Source organism: Haloparvum sedimenti, assembly GCF_001462205.1.
GTDB lineage: Archaea > Halobacteriota > Halobacteria > Halobacteriales > Haloferacaceae > Haloparvum > Haloparvum sedimenti.
The window spans coordinates 1-15456 of sequence record NZ_LKIR01000070.1 but is presented as its reverse complement, the minus strand read 5'-3'; the positions used below and the strand labels follow the sequence as shown (position 1 = coordinate 15456).

Sequence of the window (15456 nt, the reverse complement as noted above, 5' to 3'; positions counted from 1 at the left end):
CGGTTAGATGTCGCGGTTCTCGGCGCGAATCGTGGCCCGCACGGCGGTATCTGTGACGGCACGACCGCAGGCGGCCGTCCGCCGGAGGTGGTCAAGCGTGCTGGACAGCGCCACCGCCATCGGAACCGACTCCACGTTCTCCCCCTCGTACAGACTTCGTTCGACGCCGTCGAGCCGCGCCGCCGCCTCCTCACAGCGCTCGCGCGCCGACCGTGCCTTCGCCATGTCGCCGTCGAGGAGCGCGGTCACGGCGTCGTCGACCGCGTTTCCGACGCTGTCCGCCGCGGGTCGGACCTCCCCGGCGACGCTCTCGGGGACGGGGCGGGACAGCCTCTCCGCGACGCCCGCGATCCGGACGGTTCGGTCGACGACGGTTTCGAGGCGCTCGGCAGCCACGTAGTAGCCGAACAGCTCGGGGCGTGACACGTCCAACACGTCCAGCTCGGTTTGTGAGACGAGCGACCGCGAGAAGTGTCGCCCGATCATCTCCGCCGACCGCCGGGCCTCGTCGGCTCGGTCTCGGACCCTCGCGTGCGCGCCGGCGTCCCCCTCGAGGAACGCGGCGACTGCGCAGCCGTGGAGCGAGACGGCCACGTACTGGAGCTGAACGATCGACTGGCGTACGGAGACGGACGACGCGTCCAACAGGTGTCTGACCGTGATCTCCGTCTCCGACTCGACGGCGATGTCCGTTCCGACGAGCTCGCGCACCGTCGCCTGCGCCGCCCTGCGCTCCGCGTCGGTGAACGACTCGGTCGCGCGGAGCGTTATCGTCTCGAACCCGGCGGCGTGAGCGGCTCGGACCGCCTGTCGGACGGCGTCGCCCCCGCCACCGTCGACCGTGACAGTTGCTTCGGTCAGACATCCGAGGTCCGCCTCGGTGGACCTGACGAGGAGCGACCCGTCGTGGTGGGTGTACAGCCGGAGTTCCATCCCCTCCTCGAGCCCGTGGTTCGTCGCCCACCCCTTGGGGATGGACACGGTGAACGTCCCGCCGCCGACCTCTTGGAGCTTTCTCGTCTCCATGGTCAGTAGATCAGCTCAGGGTCACTGTCGGTCGCGTACAGCGTCCGCGCGGCGATGTTGACGGCGTGGTCGCCGACCCGCTCGAGGTCGCGGATCGTCAGGAGCAGGTTCGAGATCCCGTCGAGAAGCCGTTCGATCTCCCAGCGGTCCGGCTCGCCGGCGACCAGTTCGCGGACGACCGCCTCGCTGGCGTGTTGACACAGCGCGTCCAGTTCGTCGTCGCGCTCGGCGATCGCTCGACACGCCTCGCCGTCGCCCTCGACGTACGCGTCGATGGCCGCTTCGACCTGGTCGGCGGCGGTCTCTCCGATCTGGTGGACGCGAACGTCCGTGACGACTTCCGGACCGTCCGCCAGTGCGTAGCGTGCGAGGTTCGTGGCGAGGTCACCGACACGCTCCAGGTCGGTCAGGATCTTGAACGACGCCGCGATAAACCGCAAGTCCGAGGCGACGGGCTGTTGCAGCGCGAAGAGGTCGATGCAGTCGCCCTCAAGGTCGAGGTATCGTCGATTGATCGACTCGTCGGCGTCGATCACCTCACGTGCGGACGCGTGGTCGTCGGCGTCGAGCGCTGCGAGCGCCCGTCGGAGCTGTTCGAGCACGGCTGCGGCCATGGACCCGACATCGGAACGCAGCGTGTCCAGCGACTCGCGGTAGTCGTCACGAGCCACGGCGATCACCCGAACTTGCCGCTGATGTAGTCCTCGACGCGCTGGCTTTCCGGGTCCTCGAAGATCTTCTGGGTGTCGTCGTACTCGACGAGTTCGCCTCCCGTCAGGAAGACGGCAGTCTGGTCCGAGACGCGGGCTGCCTGCTGCATGCTGTGGGTGACGACGACGACGGTGTAGTCCTCCGCGAGGTCCTCGATGAGGTCCTCGATCTTCGCGGTGGCGATCGGGTCCAGCGCGGAGGCCGGCTCGTCCATCAGGATGACCTCCGGATCGACGGCCAGACACCGGGCGATACACAGCCGCTGTTGCTGGCCGCCCGAGAGCCCGAGCGCGTTGTCGTCCAGGCGGTCCCGCACCTCCTCCCAGAGCGCGGCCCGTTCGAGCGACCGCTTCACGAGGTCCTCCTCGCGGTCGGGCTCCGCGCGGCCGGTCAGCCGTGCGAGCAGTCCCGTCTCGATGTCGCCGTGTTTCCGCGGTCCGTAGGAGACGTTCTCGCGGATCGACTTGGGGAAGGGATTCGGGCTCTGGAACACCATCCCGACGCGCTTGCGCAGCTCGACGAGGTCGACGCCGTCTTGATAGATGTTCTCGCCGTCGAACTCGACCGTTCCGTCGACACTGGCGGCACGGATACGGTCGTTCATCCGGTTGAGACACCGGAGGAAGGTCGACTTTCCACAGCCGGACGGACCGATGAGCGCCGTCACGCTCTCTTCGGGAATATCCATGGAGACGCCCTTCAGCGCGTGGTCGTCCCCGTAGTGGACGTCGAGGTCGCCGACGGCAAGTTTCGTCTCTCCGTCGGTCTCGTGACACGTCCACTCGGGACGCGTCTCCTCGACGGTTTCGCCGGCGGTCGTGGAGACCCCTTCGCCGTCAGTGCGGTTCGCCGTGGTCTCTGCGGTGTCTGTTTGACTCATTGGTGGAGTTTCCGTCTGAAGTAGTAGCGCGTCGCGATGCCGACCGCGTAGAAGACCAACACGACGAGCAGCAGCGTCAGTGCAAGTCCCCACGCGAATTCCTGCGGGTTCTCGATGTTGCCGCTCAGCCCCGCCGTGATGAGCGCGTACAGCTGATAGGGGAGCGCGCTCGTGGCCTCCAACAGCGCCGGATTGCTGACGAACGGTGGCGAGCCGCTCAGCTGGAAGCCGCCCAATACGTCGGGAGCGGCCGATTTCCCCGGGAGGACGCCACCGCCCATGGTCAGCAGGATGGGCGCGGTTTCGCCGGCGATGCGGCCCACGCCGAGGATGACGCCCGTCGCGATCCCCGGGATTGCTGCGGGGAGAACGACGCTGCGGATCGTCTTCCACTTGGAGACGCCGAGGGCCGCGCTGGCGTCCCGGTACTCGTCCGGAACCGCGAGGATCGCCTCGCGGCTCGTGATCAGGACGAGCGGCAGCAGCATGAACCCGAGCGTCAACATCCCGGCTATCAGCGATTTCTGGTTCCCGAAACGGGGGATCAGGAAGGCGGCACCGAACAGGCCGAACACGATGCTCGGCGTGCTCCAGAGGCCGTTGGTCGCCACCTCGACGGCTCCCGTGAACCGGCCCTGTTCGGCGTATTCGCTGAGGAACACGGCCGCGCCGACCCCGGTCGGGACGGCGAAGAGGACCGCCCCGATGACCAGCCAGACCGTCCCGAGGAGGGCGGGGAACACGCCGGCAACGTCGGCCGTCAGGCCGGCACCGTTGGTCAGGAACGGCCAGCTAACGAGGCTGGCGCCTCCGACGGAGAACCCGCCGAACAGCCCCGGGAGTCCCCTCACTGTGACGAAGGCGACGAGCCCGACGAGCACCGTCAGTATCGAACCGACGACGAGGTAGATGAGCACGTACGCGCCGACGTTCCGTCCGCGAGCACCGAACCCGCCGTACGCTTTCGCGGCGCTCCATCCGGTCACTAGCGAGGTGAACAGCACGACCACGGGAACGACGGTGTCGCCGAACAGGGTCGCGTTGTACCCGACGAGCGCCTGCTCCCACCCGGGGCCGATGACGCCGACAACGAGTGACAGTCCACACAGACCGGCGACGGCCCCCACGGGTACCGTCGACCCGACATCTTCGCGAGGGAACGCGGTCACCGCGAACGCGCTCCCGCCGAGGACCGCGCCGACAGCGAGCCGACCGGCCGTTCCGATCCCCGCCGCTCCGGACACGGCCGCGCCCACTGCGAACCAGATCCCCGTGAACGCGGCCGCGGCGACGATCCCCGCGCTCGGTTGGGGCGCCGCGTCGACGTATCCCAGCCGCGAGGCCATCCCGAAGCCGACGACCGTCACCCCGAGCGCGAGCAGCACCACGCCGAACAGCACCGATAGCTCGAGTCCAGCGACGGGATCGTCGATCCCGACGACGCCGAGTAGCGTCGCGAGGCCGACCACGAATACGATTCCGGAGATACCGACCGCAGCCCCGGCAGCGGCCTCGTAGGCCGTGCGGTCGTCCCGGACGAGCGCGGTCCGGGTGGCGCGACTCATTCGGCACCCCCGAGACGCCGACGCATTCGCGCCTCGATGTACTGTGAACCGATGCTCAGGCACAACACGGTCACGAACAGGACGACGCCGGCGGCGAACAGCGCGCTCTCGTGGACGCCGTTCGCGCTGCCGTAGCCGCGTGCGATGAGCGAGGTGAGCGTCTCGTAGCCGTAAAAGACGTTCACGAGCGGTTCGCTGATCCGCGGAATGCCGGCCAGCATCACCGTTGCGGCCATCGTCTCACCGATGGCTCGCCCGACGCCGAGGAGCACGGCCGCCGAGACGCCCGAGAAGGCGGCGGGTAACGTGATCGAGGTCATCGACTGCCAGTCGGTCGCCCCGAGCGCGAGCGACCCGTGTTTCATCACGTCCGGAACGCTCGTCAGCGCGTCCTCGGCGACGGAGACGACGGTCGGCAACGCCATCAGCCCGACGACGATTCCGACGAACAGGTACGTCGAGCCGCCGTTGAGGTCGAACGCCCCGCTCGCCCACGGGTTGATGACGGTGAAGCCGATGAACCCGTAGACGATCGAGGGGATGCCCGCCAGCACCTCGATCCCCGGCTTGACGAGCTCGCGAACGGTCGGCGGGGCGATCTCTGCGATGAACAGCGCCGCGGCGACCCCGAGCGGGGCCGCCACGAGCGTCGCGATGGTCGTCACCATCACTGTCCCGTGGATCATCGGGAGAAGCGAATAGCGAACGGGCTCCGAAACGGCGTCCCATCGGGGCTGTGCGAACATCCCAAGCCCCGGCACGGAGATACCGAAGGCGCTCGCCGTCTCGTACCGAAACGCGGGAATCGATTCGGCGAAGATGAACACCACGATGAGCCCGAGCGTGACGAGCGTCACCGTCGTCATCGCGAGGGTTACCGCGCGGGCGATGAGTGCCTGATGACGCGCCCATCCGTAGCCGGTGGCTGTCAGGAACGCGCCGAACGGGACGGCCGCCCACGGGGATGCAAGCAGGAACCCGAGGAACGCCGCCAGAAGCGAGCCCATCGAAACGGTGACCACGGTCAACGCCTCCGGGTCGGTCTCGTCGAGGAACTCCCGTGTCCGGGTCAACCGCCGCTCGATGCCCGCACGCCAGTCGGTGGTTGTGTTAGTGAGTGACATTTGGATAAATGGCCGCGAGGCGAATGCCGGTGCGACCGCGGCGCTAGGCCTGGTCGGGGAGTTTCTCGCGCTCCGCCTCGATGTCGGACGTCGGCAGCGTGATGTAGTTGACGTCCTCGACGAACGTCTTCTGACCGAATTCGGTCAGGAACATGTTGAGGAACGCGGCCTCGCGCATGTCCGTCCCGTCGGGCGTCTCCTCGTTGATCCGGGTGTACATGTGCAGGTCCCGGTTCAGCGGGTACTCGGAATCGAAGATGGTGTTCTCGGCGTCGGGGTCGGGGCGGAAGACGGTACCCTCGAAGTCGATCGCGATCGCCTGGATCCCCGATCCCGAGAACGCCAGCGCCATGTACCCGATGGCGTTGTCGTTGTCCTGGAGGACCTGCTGGACCTGCTGGTTCTGTCCCAAGCGCGTGTCGACATCCATCGGCGCGTCGGCGTCGCCGAGCATGTTCAGCCGGAACGAGGTGTCCGTCCCGGACCCCTCGGCGCGACCGACCACGTAGATCTCCTGATCGGGGCCGCCGACCTCGCTCCAGTTGGTGATGTCGCCCTGATAGATGCCGCGGATCTGCTCGCCGGTGAGCTGTTCGACTCCCGCGTCGTAGATGGCCTGACTGACGAAGACGGGCTGCCCGTCCCGGCCGACCACGTGGTCGACGTAGTTCTCGTCGCGCTGCTCCTCGCTGATGTCGAGTTCCGCCGTGATCGGTCCCGAGGAGTTCCCGATGTCGACCAGTCCGTCACGGACCGCCTCACAGCCGGTCCCCGAGTGGCTCAGTGCCACGCGGGTAGCAAAGGGCGGGTTCGACCGCTCGCCGGTCGGCTCGAAGCCGTACAGCCCGGCGAAGTAGTCGGCGATGTTCTGGTCAGTGTCGATCTGGTCCCACCCGGCGACCGACGACTCGTCGTTGGACCCCCAGTACTCGCCGTCACTCGCCGGCGAGTTGGAGTTCCAGTAAGAGCTCCCCTTGTTCGAGATGGGGTACACCGTCGAGGACCCCTCGGCGGTCACCGTGGCCGGCGCCGACGACCCGCCGCTCCCTCCCTCGTCGGCGTCGTCGCCGTTTCCGCTCCCGCCGCCGCTCCCGCCACTGCTGGTCCCGCTCTCGCCGCCGCCGCTGTTGCTCTGCCCGCTACATCCCGCGAGACCGGTCGCCCCGGCGGCGGTGAGCGTCAGCAGGTACTTTCGACGTGATACCGTGTCCACCTGATGCGCCGCGTCACGTGACATCGAGTAAGAGCACCCGTCGACCTATTAAACACGTTTATAATAGGTGACTGGACCGAAACGGAGCGACCATGACCCGACGGTAGCGCCTCGGAGCCTGTGGTATCGGTACTGTCGGATATATAGAGTATGGAGCGCCGGTCGCGCGAGTGCTCCCCGCGTCGCGCGTGGGGTTCACCGAGCGCCGGCTCCCGGCACCTTCACTGGGCCGTCCCTCGGCTTCTCACTCCTCACGAACCCGCTCGCCCACGCGCTCCCGCAGCGCCTCGCGCGCCCGGTGGCTCGCCTCGGCGTCGGTCCGCACCTCGATCAGATGGCTGCCGGGCTCCTCGCGGGCGGTCGCGAGGGCGTCGCGGAGGGCCGCGGTCGCCTCGTCGGGGGCCAGCGCGTCCCCGGCCGCGTCGTCGTTCTCCCCGTCGTCGGCCGTTCCGCCCCGCGCGTCGACCCGCGCGAACTCCACGTCGTACAGCGCCGAGAGGGGTTCGAAGTCGATGCCGTGTGGCGTCTTGAACTGCTCGGTGAACGGCGGGTCGAACGCCTCGACGGGGAGCTTGTGGAAGATGCCGCCGCCGTCGTTATTTATCGCGACGACCGTCGCGTCCACCTCGCAGCGGTCGAGCGCAAGCAGGCCGTTCGAGTCGTGGTAGAGCGCGATGTCGCCCGTCACGAGCGTGAGGTCGTCGGTGGTCGCGGAGCCGGCGCCGAGCGCCGTCGAGACGATGCCGTCGATGCCGGAGGCGCCGCGATTCCCGAGCGCGGTTATCGACTTCGTCGACGGGGCGGCGAACCGGTCCAGATCGCGGACGGGCATGGAGTTCGAGACGAACAGCGTCGCCGGATCGGGCGACTCCTCGACCACGGTTTCGAGGACGCGCCCCTCGAGGAACGCGTCGGGAGCGGCGTCCGCGTCGTCCTCCTCCAGCACGTCGAACGCCGCGGCGTCCGCGTCCTCCCACTGCGCGCGCCAGTCGGCGTCCCCGCCGCCCGGGAGCAGTCGAGAGAGCCGACCGCAGAGCCGCGAAGGCTCCGCGACCACCAGATCGGTCGCTGCGAACTCGGCCTCGCGCCACGCGCCCGCGGGGTCGACGACGTACTGGTCAGCGTCCGTCGCCGCGAGGTACTTGCGGAGGTTCTTCGAGGTCGGCGAGGCGCCGAGCCGGACGACGACCTCGGGGTTCGGGAACGCGTCCGCCTCGGTCAGGTCCGGCGAGAGGTAGGCGTCGTAGCCGCCGATCACGGGCGCGACGCGGGTGTGGCCGCCGAACCGGACGCCCGAGAGGGGGTCGGCGAGGACCGGGAAGCCGGTCGCGTGCGACAGCGCGGTGACCGCCTCCGCGTCGAGCCCCGGCGGGTCCGCGGGGCCGGCGACGATCAGCCCGCGGTCGGCCTCGAGCGCGCTCGCGAGCTCGCGGAGGGCGCGGTCGTCGAGCTCGGGAACGCCGGCGTGGCGGGAGACGTAGGGGCCGTCGCGGCCCGCGGCGGCCTCGGGGTCCAGATCCGCGGGCACGTCGCCCGCCACCGGCGTCGGCTCGAGCGGCTTGGCGAACGGGACGTTGAGGTGGACCGGGCCGGCCTCGGCGCCCTCCGCGGTCGCGAGCGCTCGGGCGACCGTCGTGCGGACGGACTTCAGTGCGCGCTCGTCGGCGGCCGGCTCGGGCAGGTCCTTGTAGTACCGGACGGCGTCGCCGTAGAGCTTCTCCTGGTCGACGGTCTGGTTGGCGCCGGAGTCGCGCAGCTCCGGCGGGCGGTCGGCGGTCAGCGCCAGCATCGGGACGCGCGCCTCGTCCGCCTCCACGATGGCGGGGTGATAGTTCGCGGCGGCGGTGCCGGAGGTGCAGACCAGCGGCGTCACCTCGCCCGTCCGCCGCGCGCGGCCGAGCGCGAAGAAGGCCGCGGAGCGCTCGTCCAGCTGGGAGAAGACGTGTACGTCCTCGTGGCGAGCCAGCGCCGTCGTGAGCGGCGTCGAGCGGCTCCCCGGCGAGACCACCGCCGCGGAGACGCCCGCGCGAGCGAGCTCCTCGACGATAGCGGACGCCCACAGCGTGTTCCGGTTCGGTGCGGTCATTGGTTCCCGTTCGGGGGTCGCGGGCTTATAAGCCGGCGGAACGCGACAGCGGCGATCGGAACGCGGCCGTGGGAAGCGAACCCCCGCCGCGGCGTTCTGCAAGCCTTAAGCCCGGCGCGGGCCTCCCCTCGCACATGAGCGACGACGACGCCGTCGACGTCGAGGTCGAGGCGCCGAACGACGAATCGGGCGCGGCCGGGGACGCGGCGAGCGCCGCGGGGGCCGCCGCCGAGGAACCGGCCGACGCGAACGGTGCGGCGGAGGAGGATGCGGCGGCGGGCGACGCCGCGAGCGAGACGCCCCTCGCGGACCGGGTCGCGGCCCACGACGAGGAGCTCGCGGCCGCGGTCGCGGACCTCGAGGCGGGCGTGACGGAGCTGGAGGCCGAGCTCGCCGAGGCGGAGGAGACCGTCGAGGACCTCGAGGGCCGGCTGAAGCGATCGAAGGCGGACTTCCAGAACTACAAGCAGCGTCAGCAGCGGAAACAGGAGCAGATCAAGGAGCGCGCGGCCGAGGACCTCGTGGAGCGTATCGTCCCCGTCCGCGACAACCTGATCCGTGCGCTCGACCAGGAGGAGGGCGCGGACATCCGGCCGGGCGTCGAGTCCACGCTGGAGGAGTTCGACCGCGTGCTGGAGGAGGAGGGCGTCGAGCCCATCGAGCCGGAGCCGGGCGCCGAGGTCGACCCGACGCGCCATCAGGTGATGCTCCGCGTCGAGAGCGACCAGCCCGAGGGGACGGTCCACGAGGTGTACCAGCCGGGCTACGAGCTCGGCGAGAAGGTGATCCGCGAGGCGCAGGTCACCGTCTCCGACGGCGACGACTAGTCTGTACCCGCTTTCCGTCGCGCCGTTTCGTTCTCAGCCCCCGCCGTCCCGCTGTCCGTCCAGCCGCCGGATCTGCTCGCGGTGGAGCGACAGCATCATGTCCGCGAGGAAGCCGAACATCAGCAGCTGGAAGCCCAACAGGACGCCGGCGGCCGCGACGATCGCGAGGATCTGGTGGCCGATGCCGTACGCGAGCCAGTCGTAGAGCACGTAGGCGGCCACGGACAGGCCGGCGGTCGTCGACGCCGCGCCGACGCTCCCGAAGTAGAACAGGGGGTTGTTCGTCTTCGCCTTGCGGAACAGCTCCAGGAAGATGATCCCGCCGTCGCGGACGGGGTTGAGGTTCGTGTCCGACCCGGAGGGGCGCGGGCGGTAGGTGATGGGGACGACCGCGACCGGCACGTCGTGTTTGACGCACTCGACGGCCATCTCGGTCTCGATGCCGAACCCCTCGGCGCTCAGCGTGAGATGCTGGAACGACTCGCGGGTGAACGCGCGGTACCCCGAGAGGATGTCGCCGTAGTCCTCGCCGTGGATCAGTCGGAAGGCGCCGTTGATGAGCCGGTTGCCGATCCGGTTGAGTCGGGTCATCGCGCCTTCCCGCATGTCCGCGAACCGGTCGCCGATCACGTGTTCGGCCTCGCCCGCCAGCAGGGGCTCGAGCATCACGTCGGCGTCGGCGGCGTCGTAGGTCGCATCCGCGTCGGCCATCAGCACGTAGTCGGCGTCGACGTGCTCCCGGACCGCCTCCCGGATCGCCTGTCCCTTCCCGTCGCCGGACTGCTCGACGACGCGCGCGCCCGCCTCGGCGGCCCGCTCGCGGGTGTCGTCCCCCGACCCGCCGTCGATCACGAGGACGTTCTCCAGCCCCTCCGCCCGGTAGCCCTCGACCACGTCCGCGATGGTCGCGGCCTCGTTGTAGGTCGGCAGGAGGACGCACACGTCGTCGCGACTCGTCATTACCGGCCCGTCGCCCGCCCGGGTGGTTAAGTATACGGTTTACCGCGACGGCCGTGCCCGGAACGGCACAGTCTCGCGATCTCGGCACCTTTTGTCGCTCTCGCGGGACGCCCCGCTACTCCATGTAGCCGAGCTGTTTGAGTCGGTTCTCGACGCCGTCGGTGTCGCGGTCGGTCGCGGCCGCGTCGGGCGAGAGGGGGTCGCGCGTTTCGACGGTTTCGGCCTTTTCGCCCGCGAGGATGGGGAGCACGTCGCCGTCCATGTCGGTGGGGACGGCACAGCCGGCGGCCCCGAGCAGGGTCGGGGCCATGTCCGTGATGCTGATCTGCTCGAGTTCGCCGCGGTGCTGGAAGTCGGGGCCGCTGGCGAGGAAGAGGCCGTTGCGGGTGTTCTCGGCGCGCCAGCGGTCCGGGCCGGCGAGCACGTCGCCGCCGCCGACGCCGTCGTTCACGTGGACGCCGTCGCGCTGGTCGACCACGACCGCGGGCGCGTCCGACTCGCCGAGATGGGGACCCTCGTACACCTCCTCCGCGCGGTACACCCCGTCGAACAGCGGGCCGTGGTCGTCCGCGACCGCTTTCAGGTCCGCGATCAGCTCCTCGCGGACCGCCTCCGTGTCGAAGGCGGGGTTGAGGTAGATCGGTCCCTGCCCGCTCGCGACCGCCTTCGTCTCCGCGAGGTCCATCGCCTCGAGTTTTCTGTCCCGCTTGAGGCCCGCGCTCTGAGGGACGAGCTGCTGGAGCCGCTCGGGGACGACCGTCGCGAGGAGGTCGACCGCTCCCACCGCCTTCGCGGCCGCGAGCACGTTCTCCCGGTCGATCCCCACCTTCTGGAGCACGCTATCGACGCTCGTCGACCGCGTCTGGTAGCCGTTCTCGGCCAGCCACTCGTTCACGTAGAACTCCGTCGTCGTGGGGGCACAGCCGTGATCGGACATGATCACCAGGTTCGTCTCGTCCATCTCGTCGATCCGGCCCACCCACTCGTCGACGATCTCGTAGGCGCGCTTCGTCGGCTCGTCGTTCCAGAAGAAGTGCTGGAGCACGTTGAGGTAGAACAGCGTGACGTGGACGAACTCGAGGTCCTCCTCTTCCAGCAGAGCGAGCGCGACCTCGAAGCGCTTCTCGAGGAGGTCGAGGATGGCGTCGACCTCCGCGCCGGTCTCCTCGTTGGAGGAGAGGAGGGGGTCGGGGTGGACGCGGTAGTCGAAGCGTTCTTCGAGGTCGTCGGCGAGCCCCTCGGGGGTGGCGTAGCCGCCGCTGATGGAGCGGTACTCGCCCTCGACGGCGTCGGGGCCGCCGGCGACGACGGGCCCGTCGATGTCGCGAGGCGGGTACATGGTGGGCATGTTGACCACGCCCGCGCGCTTCCCCTCGTCGTTGAGGTAGTTCCAGAGCTCGAGCGTCTCGAAGTCCGCGCCGTTGGTCACCTCGATCTCGCCGGCGGCCAGATCGACGCGCTCGAACCAGTAGACGCCGAACTTACCGGGGTTCTTGCCCGACGAGTAGCACTTCCAGTTCGGGAAAGTGACCGGCGGGAGGCAGCTCTCGGTCTCGGCCCACGAGCTCTCCTCGCGGAGGGCGGCGAGGTTCGGAAGGGTGCCGTCGTCGAGCCACGGCTCGAGCAAGCGCCAGTTCGACCCGTCGAGCCCGACGACGACCGTTCTGCTCATGTCGGGACCGACCGCGCCGACTCACAAGTCGCTTTCGTCGTGCGGGCGAGCGACGGTCGGCGGTCGGGGGCCGCCGCGGCCGGTCCGGCGCCACCTCCTTCGTGCGGTCGCGGCGGCCGCGGCGCCCTCCCGCGAACGACATTCATAAGTGCGGGCCGCGGGTTCTCTCGGGCACGTGCGAACCGTAGCCGTCCTCCCCGCGTACAACGAGGCCGAGACGGTCGGCCCCGTGATCGAGGGCACGAGCGAACACGTCGACGAGGTGGTCGTCGTCGACGACGGGTCCAGCGACGCGACCGCCGCGGTCGCCCGCGAGCACGGCGCGACCGTCGTCGAGCACGTGTTCAACACGGGCGTCGGCGGCGCGGTCAGGACCGGCTACCAGTACGCGATCCGCAACGACTACGACTTCGTGGTGCAGGTGGACGGGGACGGCCAACACGACCCCGCCCACATCCCGCGGCTCATGGAGGCGGCCGCGGACGCGGACATGGTGATCGCGAGCCGCTACCTCAACGAGAGCTTCGAGGAGTACGGCTTCGTCCGACGGCTCGGGATCAGCTTCTTCACCAACGTCGTGAACGTGCTCGGCGGCGTCGACATCACGGACGTGACCAGCGGCTTCCGCGTCTACCGCGTCGACGCGCTGGCCGAGATCCTCCACCGATCGGACAGACACTGGGCGGTCGAGCAGACGCTCGACGCCGCCAAACGCGACCAGCGCATCACGGAGGTGTCCGTCGCGATGCCGACCCGCGAGGAGGGCGACTCGCAGTTCACGCTGGACACGTTCGTCCTCTACCCGCTCCGCATGACCGACGTGGTGCTGCGCGTCCTGCTGTTCCGGTGACTCCCATGATCGACACCCTCGCAACGACCGGCGCTCTCGTCACGCTCGACGCTCCCGTCACCGCCGGCGCTCCGGCGGTGCTCGGTACGTTCGACTACTCGCTGGTCAACGTCGCCGCGCTGCTCGTCGGCCTGCTGTTCCTCGCGAACGGCTATTTCCTCGTCCGGAAGGGCCGGGAGGCGGTCGCGGTGTTCGTCCTCTCGGTCGCGGTGGGGGGCGGGCTCGTCTTCGTGGCGCTGTTCCCGGGCGCGTTCGACCTCGTGGCGCGTCTGCTCGGACTGGAGCTGCGCGCGCGAGCCATCCTCGTGGTCTCCAACCTGACGCTGTTCGCGCTGGTCATCTACCTGCTCAACCGCATCGGGCGGCTGTACGACCGCGTCTCCCGGCTGAACGAGCGCCTGAGCCTGCTTGACGCCGAACTGGAAGCGGCCGGGGGTCGCGATGATCGCGGCGACCGCGGCGACCGCGACGCCCGCGGCGACCACAGCGACGACCATGAGTGACGCCCGCCGAGCCGTCCTCTCGGTCGACGTGGAGCTGTTCAGACACACGCCCGCGTACAGGAACGCCTCGGGGACCCTCGACGACCCGAGCGTCGGACTGGAGGGTGCGCGGTTCCTCCGAGAGGCGTTCGCGCGCCACGACGCCCGGACGACGGCGTTCGTCGTCTCCGAGGTGGCCGAGGAGCACCCCGGCGCGGTCGGCGCGTTCGTCGACGCCGGCCACGAGGTGGGCTCGCACACGCACACCCACCGCCTGCTGACCGACCTCTCGCCCGACGAGCGCCGCGAGGAGCTCGTCCGGTCGAAGGAGCGACTCGAAGCCGTCACGGGCGCGTCGGTCGCGGGCTTTCGCGCGCCGGCGTTCGACTTCGGGGACGGCCACTTCGCGGCGCTCGACGCGGCCGGCTACGCCTACGACGCGAGCGTCGTCTCCTGCCGGCGGATTCCCGGCTGGTACGGCGGCGAGTACGACCTCCACCGGCCCGCGCCCGCGACGGCGGTCGACCCGACGGCGTCGGCCGACCTCGCGGAGGTGCCGACCGCGGTGTTCCCCGGTATCGGGCTCCCGCTGACGGGGACGTGGCTGCGCTTCTTCGGCGTCCGGTACGCGATCCTCGGGATGCGCCTGCTCGCGCGCCGGGGGATCGCGCCCGTGCTGTACGTCCACCCGTGGGAGTTCGTCGACCTCCCGGCCGTCGAGGGCGTTCCGAAGCGAGTGTACGTCAGGACCGGCGACTGGATGCGGCGCGCGGTCGAGCGCATCCTCTCGACGGAGTTCTCGTTCGTCGCCTGCGAGGACGTGCTCGCGGACGCCGGGCTCGGCGGCGGGAGCCGGACCGGATCGGCGGGCGGGGGGACGGACGAATCGGACCACGGGGAGGCGTAGCGTGGCGGACCGCTCCCCCCGCGATCTGGCGGTCGCCGCGCTCCAGTACGGGCTCGGGCTCGCGGCGCTCGCGTGGGTGTCGACGCAGGTGCGCTTCGGCGAGGTGCTCGGCCTCCTCGGGCGCCTCGGTCCCGCCGAGATCGCGGTCGTGCTCGGCGTCTCGGTCGTCGGCCTGCTCGCGCGGTTCTACACCTGGCAGGTGCTGATGGCGCGGGTCGGCGCGGCGTCGTTCCGCGCGGCCGCGAGCGTCGACCTGACGGTCTACTTCCTCAACCAACTGCTCCCCTCGCGGCTCTCCGGCCGCGTGGCGGCGCCGTTCGTCCTGCGGAGCCGGACCGGGATGTCCTACGCCGACGGGGCCTCGGTCTCGGGCGTCCACACCGGGATCTACGCGGTGCTGTACGGCGTCGTGGCCGCCGTCGGGGTGGCGGCCGCCGCGCCGCGACTCTCCGCCGGGGTCCTGATCCTGCTCGCGCTCTCGACCGGGCTCTACCTCGCGGCCGGCGGCGCGGTGCTTCTGGCCGGGGTCAACCTCACCTTGCTCGACCGGCTCGTGGACGCGCTCGCGGCGCTCGCGCGGCGGATTCCGCGGATCGGCGCCGCGGCCGCGGAGCGCGTCGCGGGGCTGCGGGAGTTCACCGCGGCCGCGAGCGCCTCCTTCCGCCGGCTCGCGGTCGACCCCGGGCTCTGGGGCAAGTACGCCGCCGGATGGACCGTCTTCTCGGTGCTCGCGCCCGGTCTCCGCGTGCTGGTCCTGCTCGCCGCGTTCGGCGCGCCCTTCGAGCCCGCGGCCCTGCTGCCGCTGTATCTGGTCGCGGCCTACAGCGTCACCCTGCTGCCGCTGACGCCCGGCGGCATCGGCGTCACCGAGGCGACGACGACGGTGGTGTTCGTCGCGCTCGGCGTCCCGGAGGCGGCCGCGGTGTCGGCCATCCTCGTCGACCGCTTCCTCGGCGTCTACCTGCCCGCCGTGGCCGGCTGGTACCCCTCGATGGCGCTCGATCTGGATGCGGATTCAGTCGAGGAGTAGCGTATGGAGCGATTTCCGAGCGACAGCGATACTGGGTCTACTACGTGCGTTGTTCCATTTTTCTGTCAGAAGATGGTGTTTCTGTGTCTGTTGCAGGTCCTGTTGATCGGGACGGCACCACCC

At 69.9% G+C, this 15456-nt stretch carries 14 protein-coding genes; 5 read left to right on the top strand and 9 right to left on the bottom strand.

Going from position 1 to position 15456, the window contains the following annotated elements:
• Positions 1-3: 3 nt before the first annotated feature.
• The 7 genes from AN233_RS04825 to menD form a co-directional block, all read right to left on the bottom strand.
• Complete coding sequence (locus AN233_RS04825) at positions 4-1026, bottom strand: AbrB/MazE/SpoVT family DNA-binding domain-containing protein (RefSeq protein ID WP_058365713.1); 1023 nt, start codon at positions 1024-1026, stop codon at positions 4-6.
• Between the two features lie 2 nt (positions 1027-1028).
• The gene (phoU, locus tag AN233_RS04820) at positions 1029-1706 is read right to left on the bottom strand and encodes a phosphate signaling complex protein PhoU (protein WP_080508354.1); all 678 of its coding nucleotides are present in this window, start codon (positions 1704-1706) and stop codon (positions 1029-1031) included.
• Positions 1703-2617, bottom strand: a complete 915-nt coding sequence (gene pstB, locus AN233_RS04815; RefSeq protein WP_058365712.1) for a phosphate ABC transporter ATP-binding protein PstB — start codon at positions 2615-2617, stop codon at positions 1703-1705. Before pstB ends, phoU begins: the two co-directional genes overlap by 4 nt.
• Entirely contained in the window at positions 2614-4182 is a 1569-nt protein-coding gene (gene pstA, locus AN233_RS04810) for a phosphate ABC transporter permease PstA (protein ID WP_058365711.1), read from the bottom strand. The genes pstB and pstA overlap by 4 nt, the downstream gene beginning before the upstream one ends.
• Positions 4179-5306 (bottom strand): phosphate ABC transporter permease subunit PstC, encoded by a 1128-nt coding sequence (gene pstC, locus AN233_RS04805; protein ID WP_058365710.1) that lies wholly within the window; start codon positions 5304-5306, stop codon positions 4179-4181. Before pstC ends, pstA begins: the two co-directional genes overlap by 4 nt.
• Positions 5307-5349: 43 nt before the next feature.
• The gene (locus AN233_RS04800) at positions 5350-6543 is read right to left on the bottom strand and encodes a substrate-binding domain-containing protein (protein ID WP_058365709.1); all 1194 of its coding nucleotides are present in this window, start codon (positions 6541-6543) and stop codon (positions 5350-5352) included.
• A 220-nt stretch (positions 6544-6763) separates the two neighbouring features.
• A complete protein-coding gene (gene menD, locus AN233_RS04795) occupies positions 6764-8605 on the bottom strand; it encodes a 2-succinyl-5-enolpyruvyl-6-hydroxy-3-cyclohexene-1-carboxylic-acid synthase (RefSeq protein WP_058365708.1) in 1842 nt (613 codons plus the stop codon).
• Positions 8606-8739: 134 nt separating this feature from the next.
• Between menD and AN233_RS04790 the strand changes: the two genes are divergently transcribed.
• The gene (locus AN233_RS04790; protein ID WP_058365707.1) at positions 8740-9432 is read left to right on the top strand and encodes a nucleotide exchange factor GrpE; all 693 of its coding nucleotides are present in this window, start codon (positions 8740-8742) and stop codon (positions 9430-9432) included.
• Between the two features lie 33 nt (positions 9433-9465).
• Here the strand turns inward: AN233_RS04790 and aglJ are convergent, their stop codons facing one another.
• Both aglJ and AN233_RS04780 read right to left on the bottom strand, forming a co-directional pair.
• Positions 9466-10392: an S-layer glycoprotein N-glycosyltransferase AglJ gene (gene aglJ, locus AN233_RS04785; protein WP_058365706.1), complete on the bottom strand. Its 927-nt coding sequence runs from the start codon at positions 10390-10392 to the stop codon at positions 9466-9468.
• A 115-nt stretch (positions 10393-10507) separates the two neighbouring features.
• Positions 10508-12064 (bottom strand): alkaline phosphatase family protein, encoded by a 1557-nt coding sequence (locus AN233_RS04780; protein ID WP_058365705.1) that lies wholly within the window; start codon positions 12062-12064, stop codon positions 10508-10510.
• Between the two features lie 175 nt (positions 12065-12239).
• Between AN233_RS04780 and AN233_RS04775 the strand changes: the two genes are divergently transcribed.
• The 4 genes from AN233_RS04775 to AN233_RS04760 are packed head-to-tail and all read left to right on the top strand — an operon-like array spanning position 12240 to position 15333.
• A complete protein-coding gene (locus tag AN233_RS04775) occupies positions 12240-12914 on the top strand; it encodes a glycosyltransferase family 2 protein (RefSeq protein WP_058365704.1) in 675 nt (224 codons plus the stop codon).
• A gap of 5 nt (positions 12915-12919) precedes the next feature.
• Positions 12920-13417, top strand: coding sequence for a DUF2304 domain-containing protein (locus AN233_RS04770; protein ID WP_080508353.1), 498 nt, complete (start codon positions 12920-12922; stop codon positions 13415-13417).
• Positions 13410-14303 (top strand): polysaccharide deacetylase family protein, encoded by an 894-nt coding sequence (locus tag AN233_RS04765; RefSeq protein ID WP_058365730.1) that lies wholly within the window; start codon positions 13410-13412, stop codon positions 14301-14303. The genes AN233_RS04770 and AN233_RS04765 overlap by 8 nt, the downstream gene beginning before the upstream one ends.
• 1 nt (position 14304) lies before the next feature.
• On the top strand, positions 14305-15333 hold the full coding sequence (locus tag AN233_RS04760) for a lysylphosphatidylglycerol synthase transmembrane domain-containing protein (RefSeq protein WP_058365703.1): 1029 nt from the start codon (positions 14305-14307) through the stop codon (positions 15331-15333).
• The last annotated feature ends 123 nt before the right edge of the window (positions 15334-15456 follow it).

Coding starts and splice junctions, on each gene's coding strand:
- AN233_RS04825 (WP_058365713.1), bottom strand. CDS start 1,026: ATGGAGACGAGAAAGCTCCAAGAGGTCGGCGGCGGGACGTTCACCGTG.
- pstB (WP_058365712.1), bottom strand. CDS start 2,617: ATGAGTCAAACAGACACCGCAGAGACCACGGCGAACCGCACTGACGGC.
- pstA (WP_058365711.1), bottom strand. CDS start 4,182: ATGAGTCGCGCCACCCGGACCGCGCTCGTCCGGGACGACCGCACGGCC.
- pstC (WP_058365710.1), bottom strand. CDS start 5,306: ATGTCACTCACTAACACAACCACCGACTGGCGTGCGGGCATCGAGCGG.
- AN233_RS04800 (WP_058365709.1), bottom strand. CDS start 6,543: ATGTCACGTGACGCGGCGCATCAGGTGGACACGGTATCACGTCGAAAG.
- menD (WP_058365708.1), bottom strand. CDS start 8,605: ATGACCGCACCGAACCGGAACACGCTGTGGGCGTCCGCTATCGTCGAG.
- AN233_RS04790 (WP_058365707.1), top strand. CDS start 8,740: ATGAGCGACGACGACGCCGTCGACGTCGAGGTCGAGGCGCCGAACGAC.
- aglJ (WP_058365706.1), bottom strand. CDS start 10,392: ATGACGAGTCGCGACGACGTGTGCGTCCTCCTGCCGACCTACAACGAG.
- AN233_RS04780 (WP_058365705.1), bottom strand. CDS start 12,064: ATGAGCAGAACGGTCGTCGTCGGGCTCGACGGGTCGAACTGGCGCTTG.
- AN233_RS04770 (WP_080508353.1), top strand. CDS start 12,920: ATGATCGACACCCTCGCAACGACCGGCGCTCTCGTCACGCTCGACGCT.
- AN233_RS04765 (WP_058365730.1), top strand. CDS start 13,410: ATGAGTGACGCCCGCCGAGCCGTCCTCTCGGTCGACGTGGAGCTGTTC.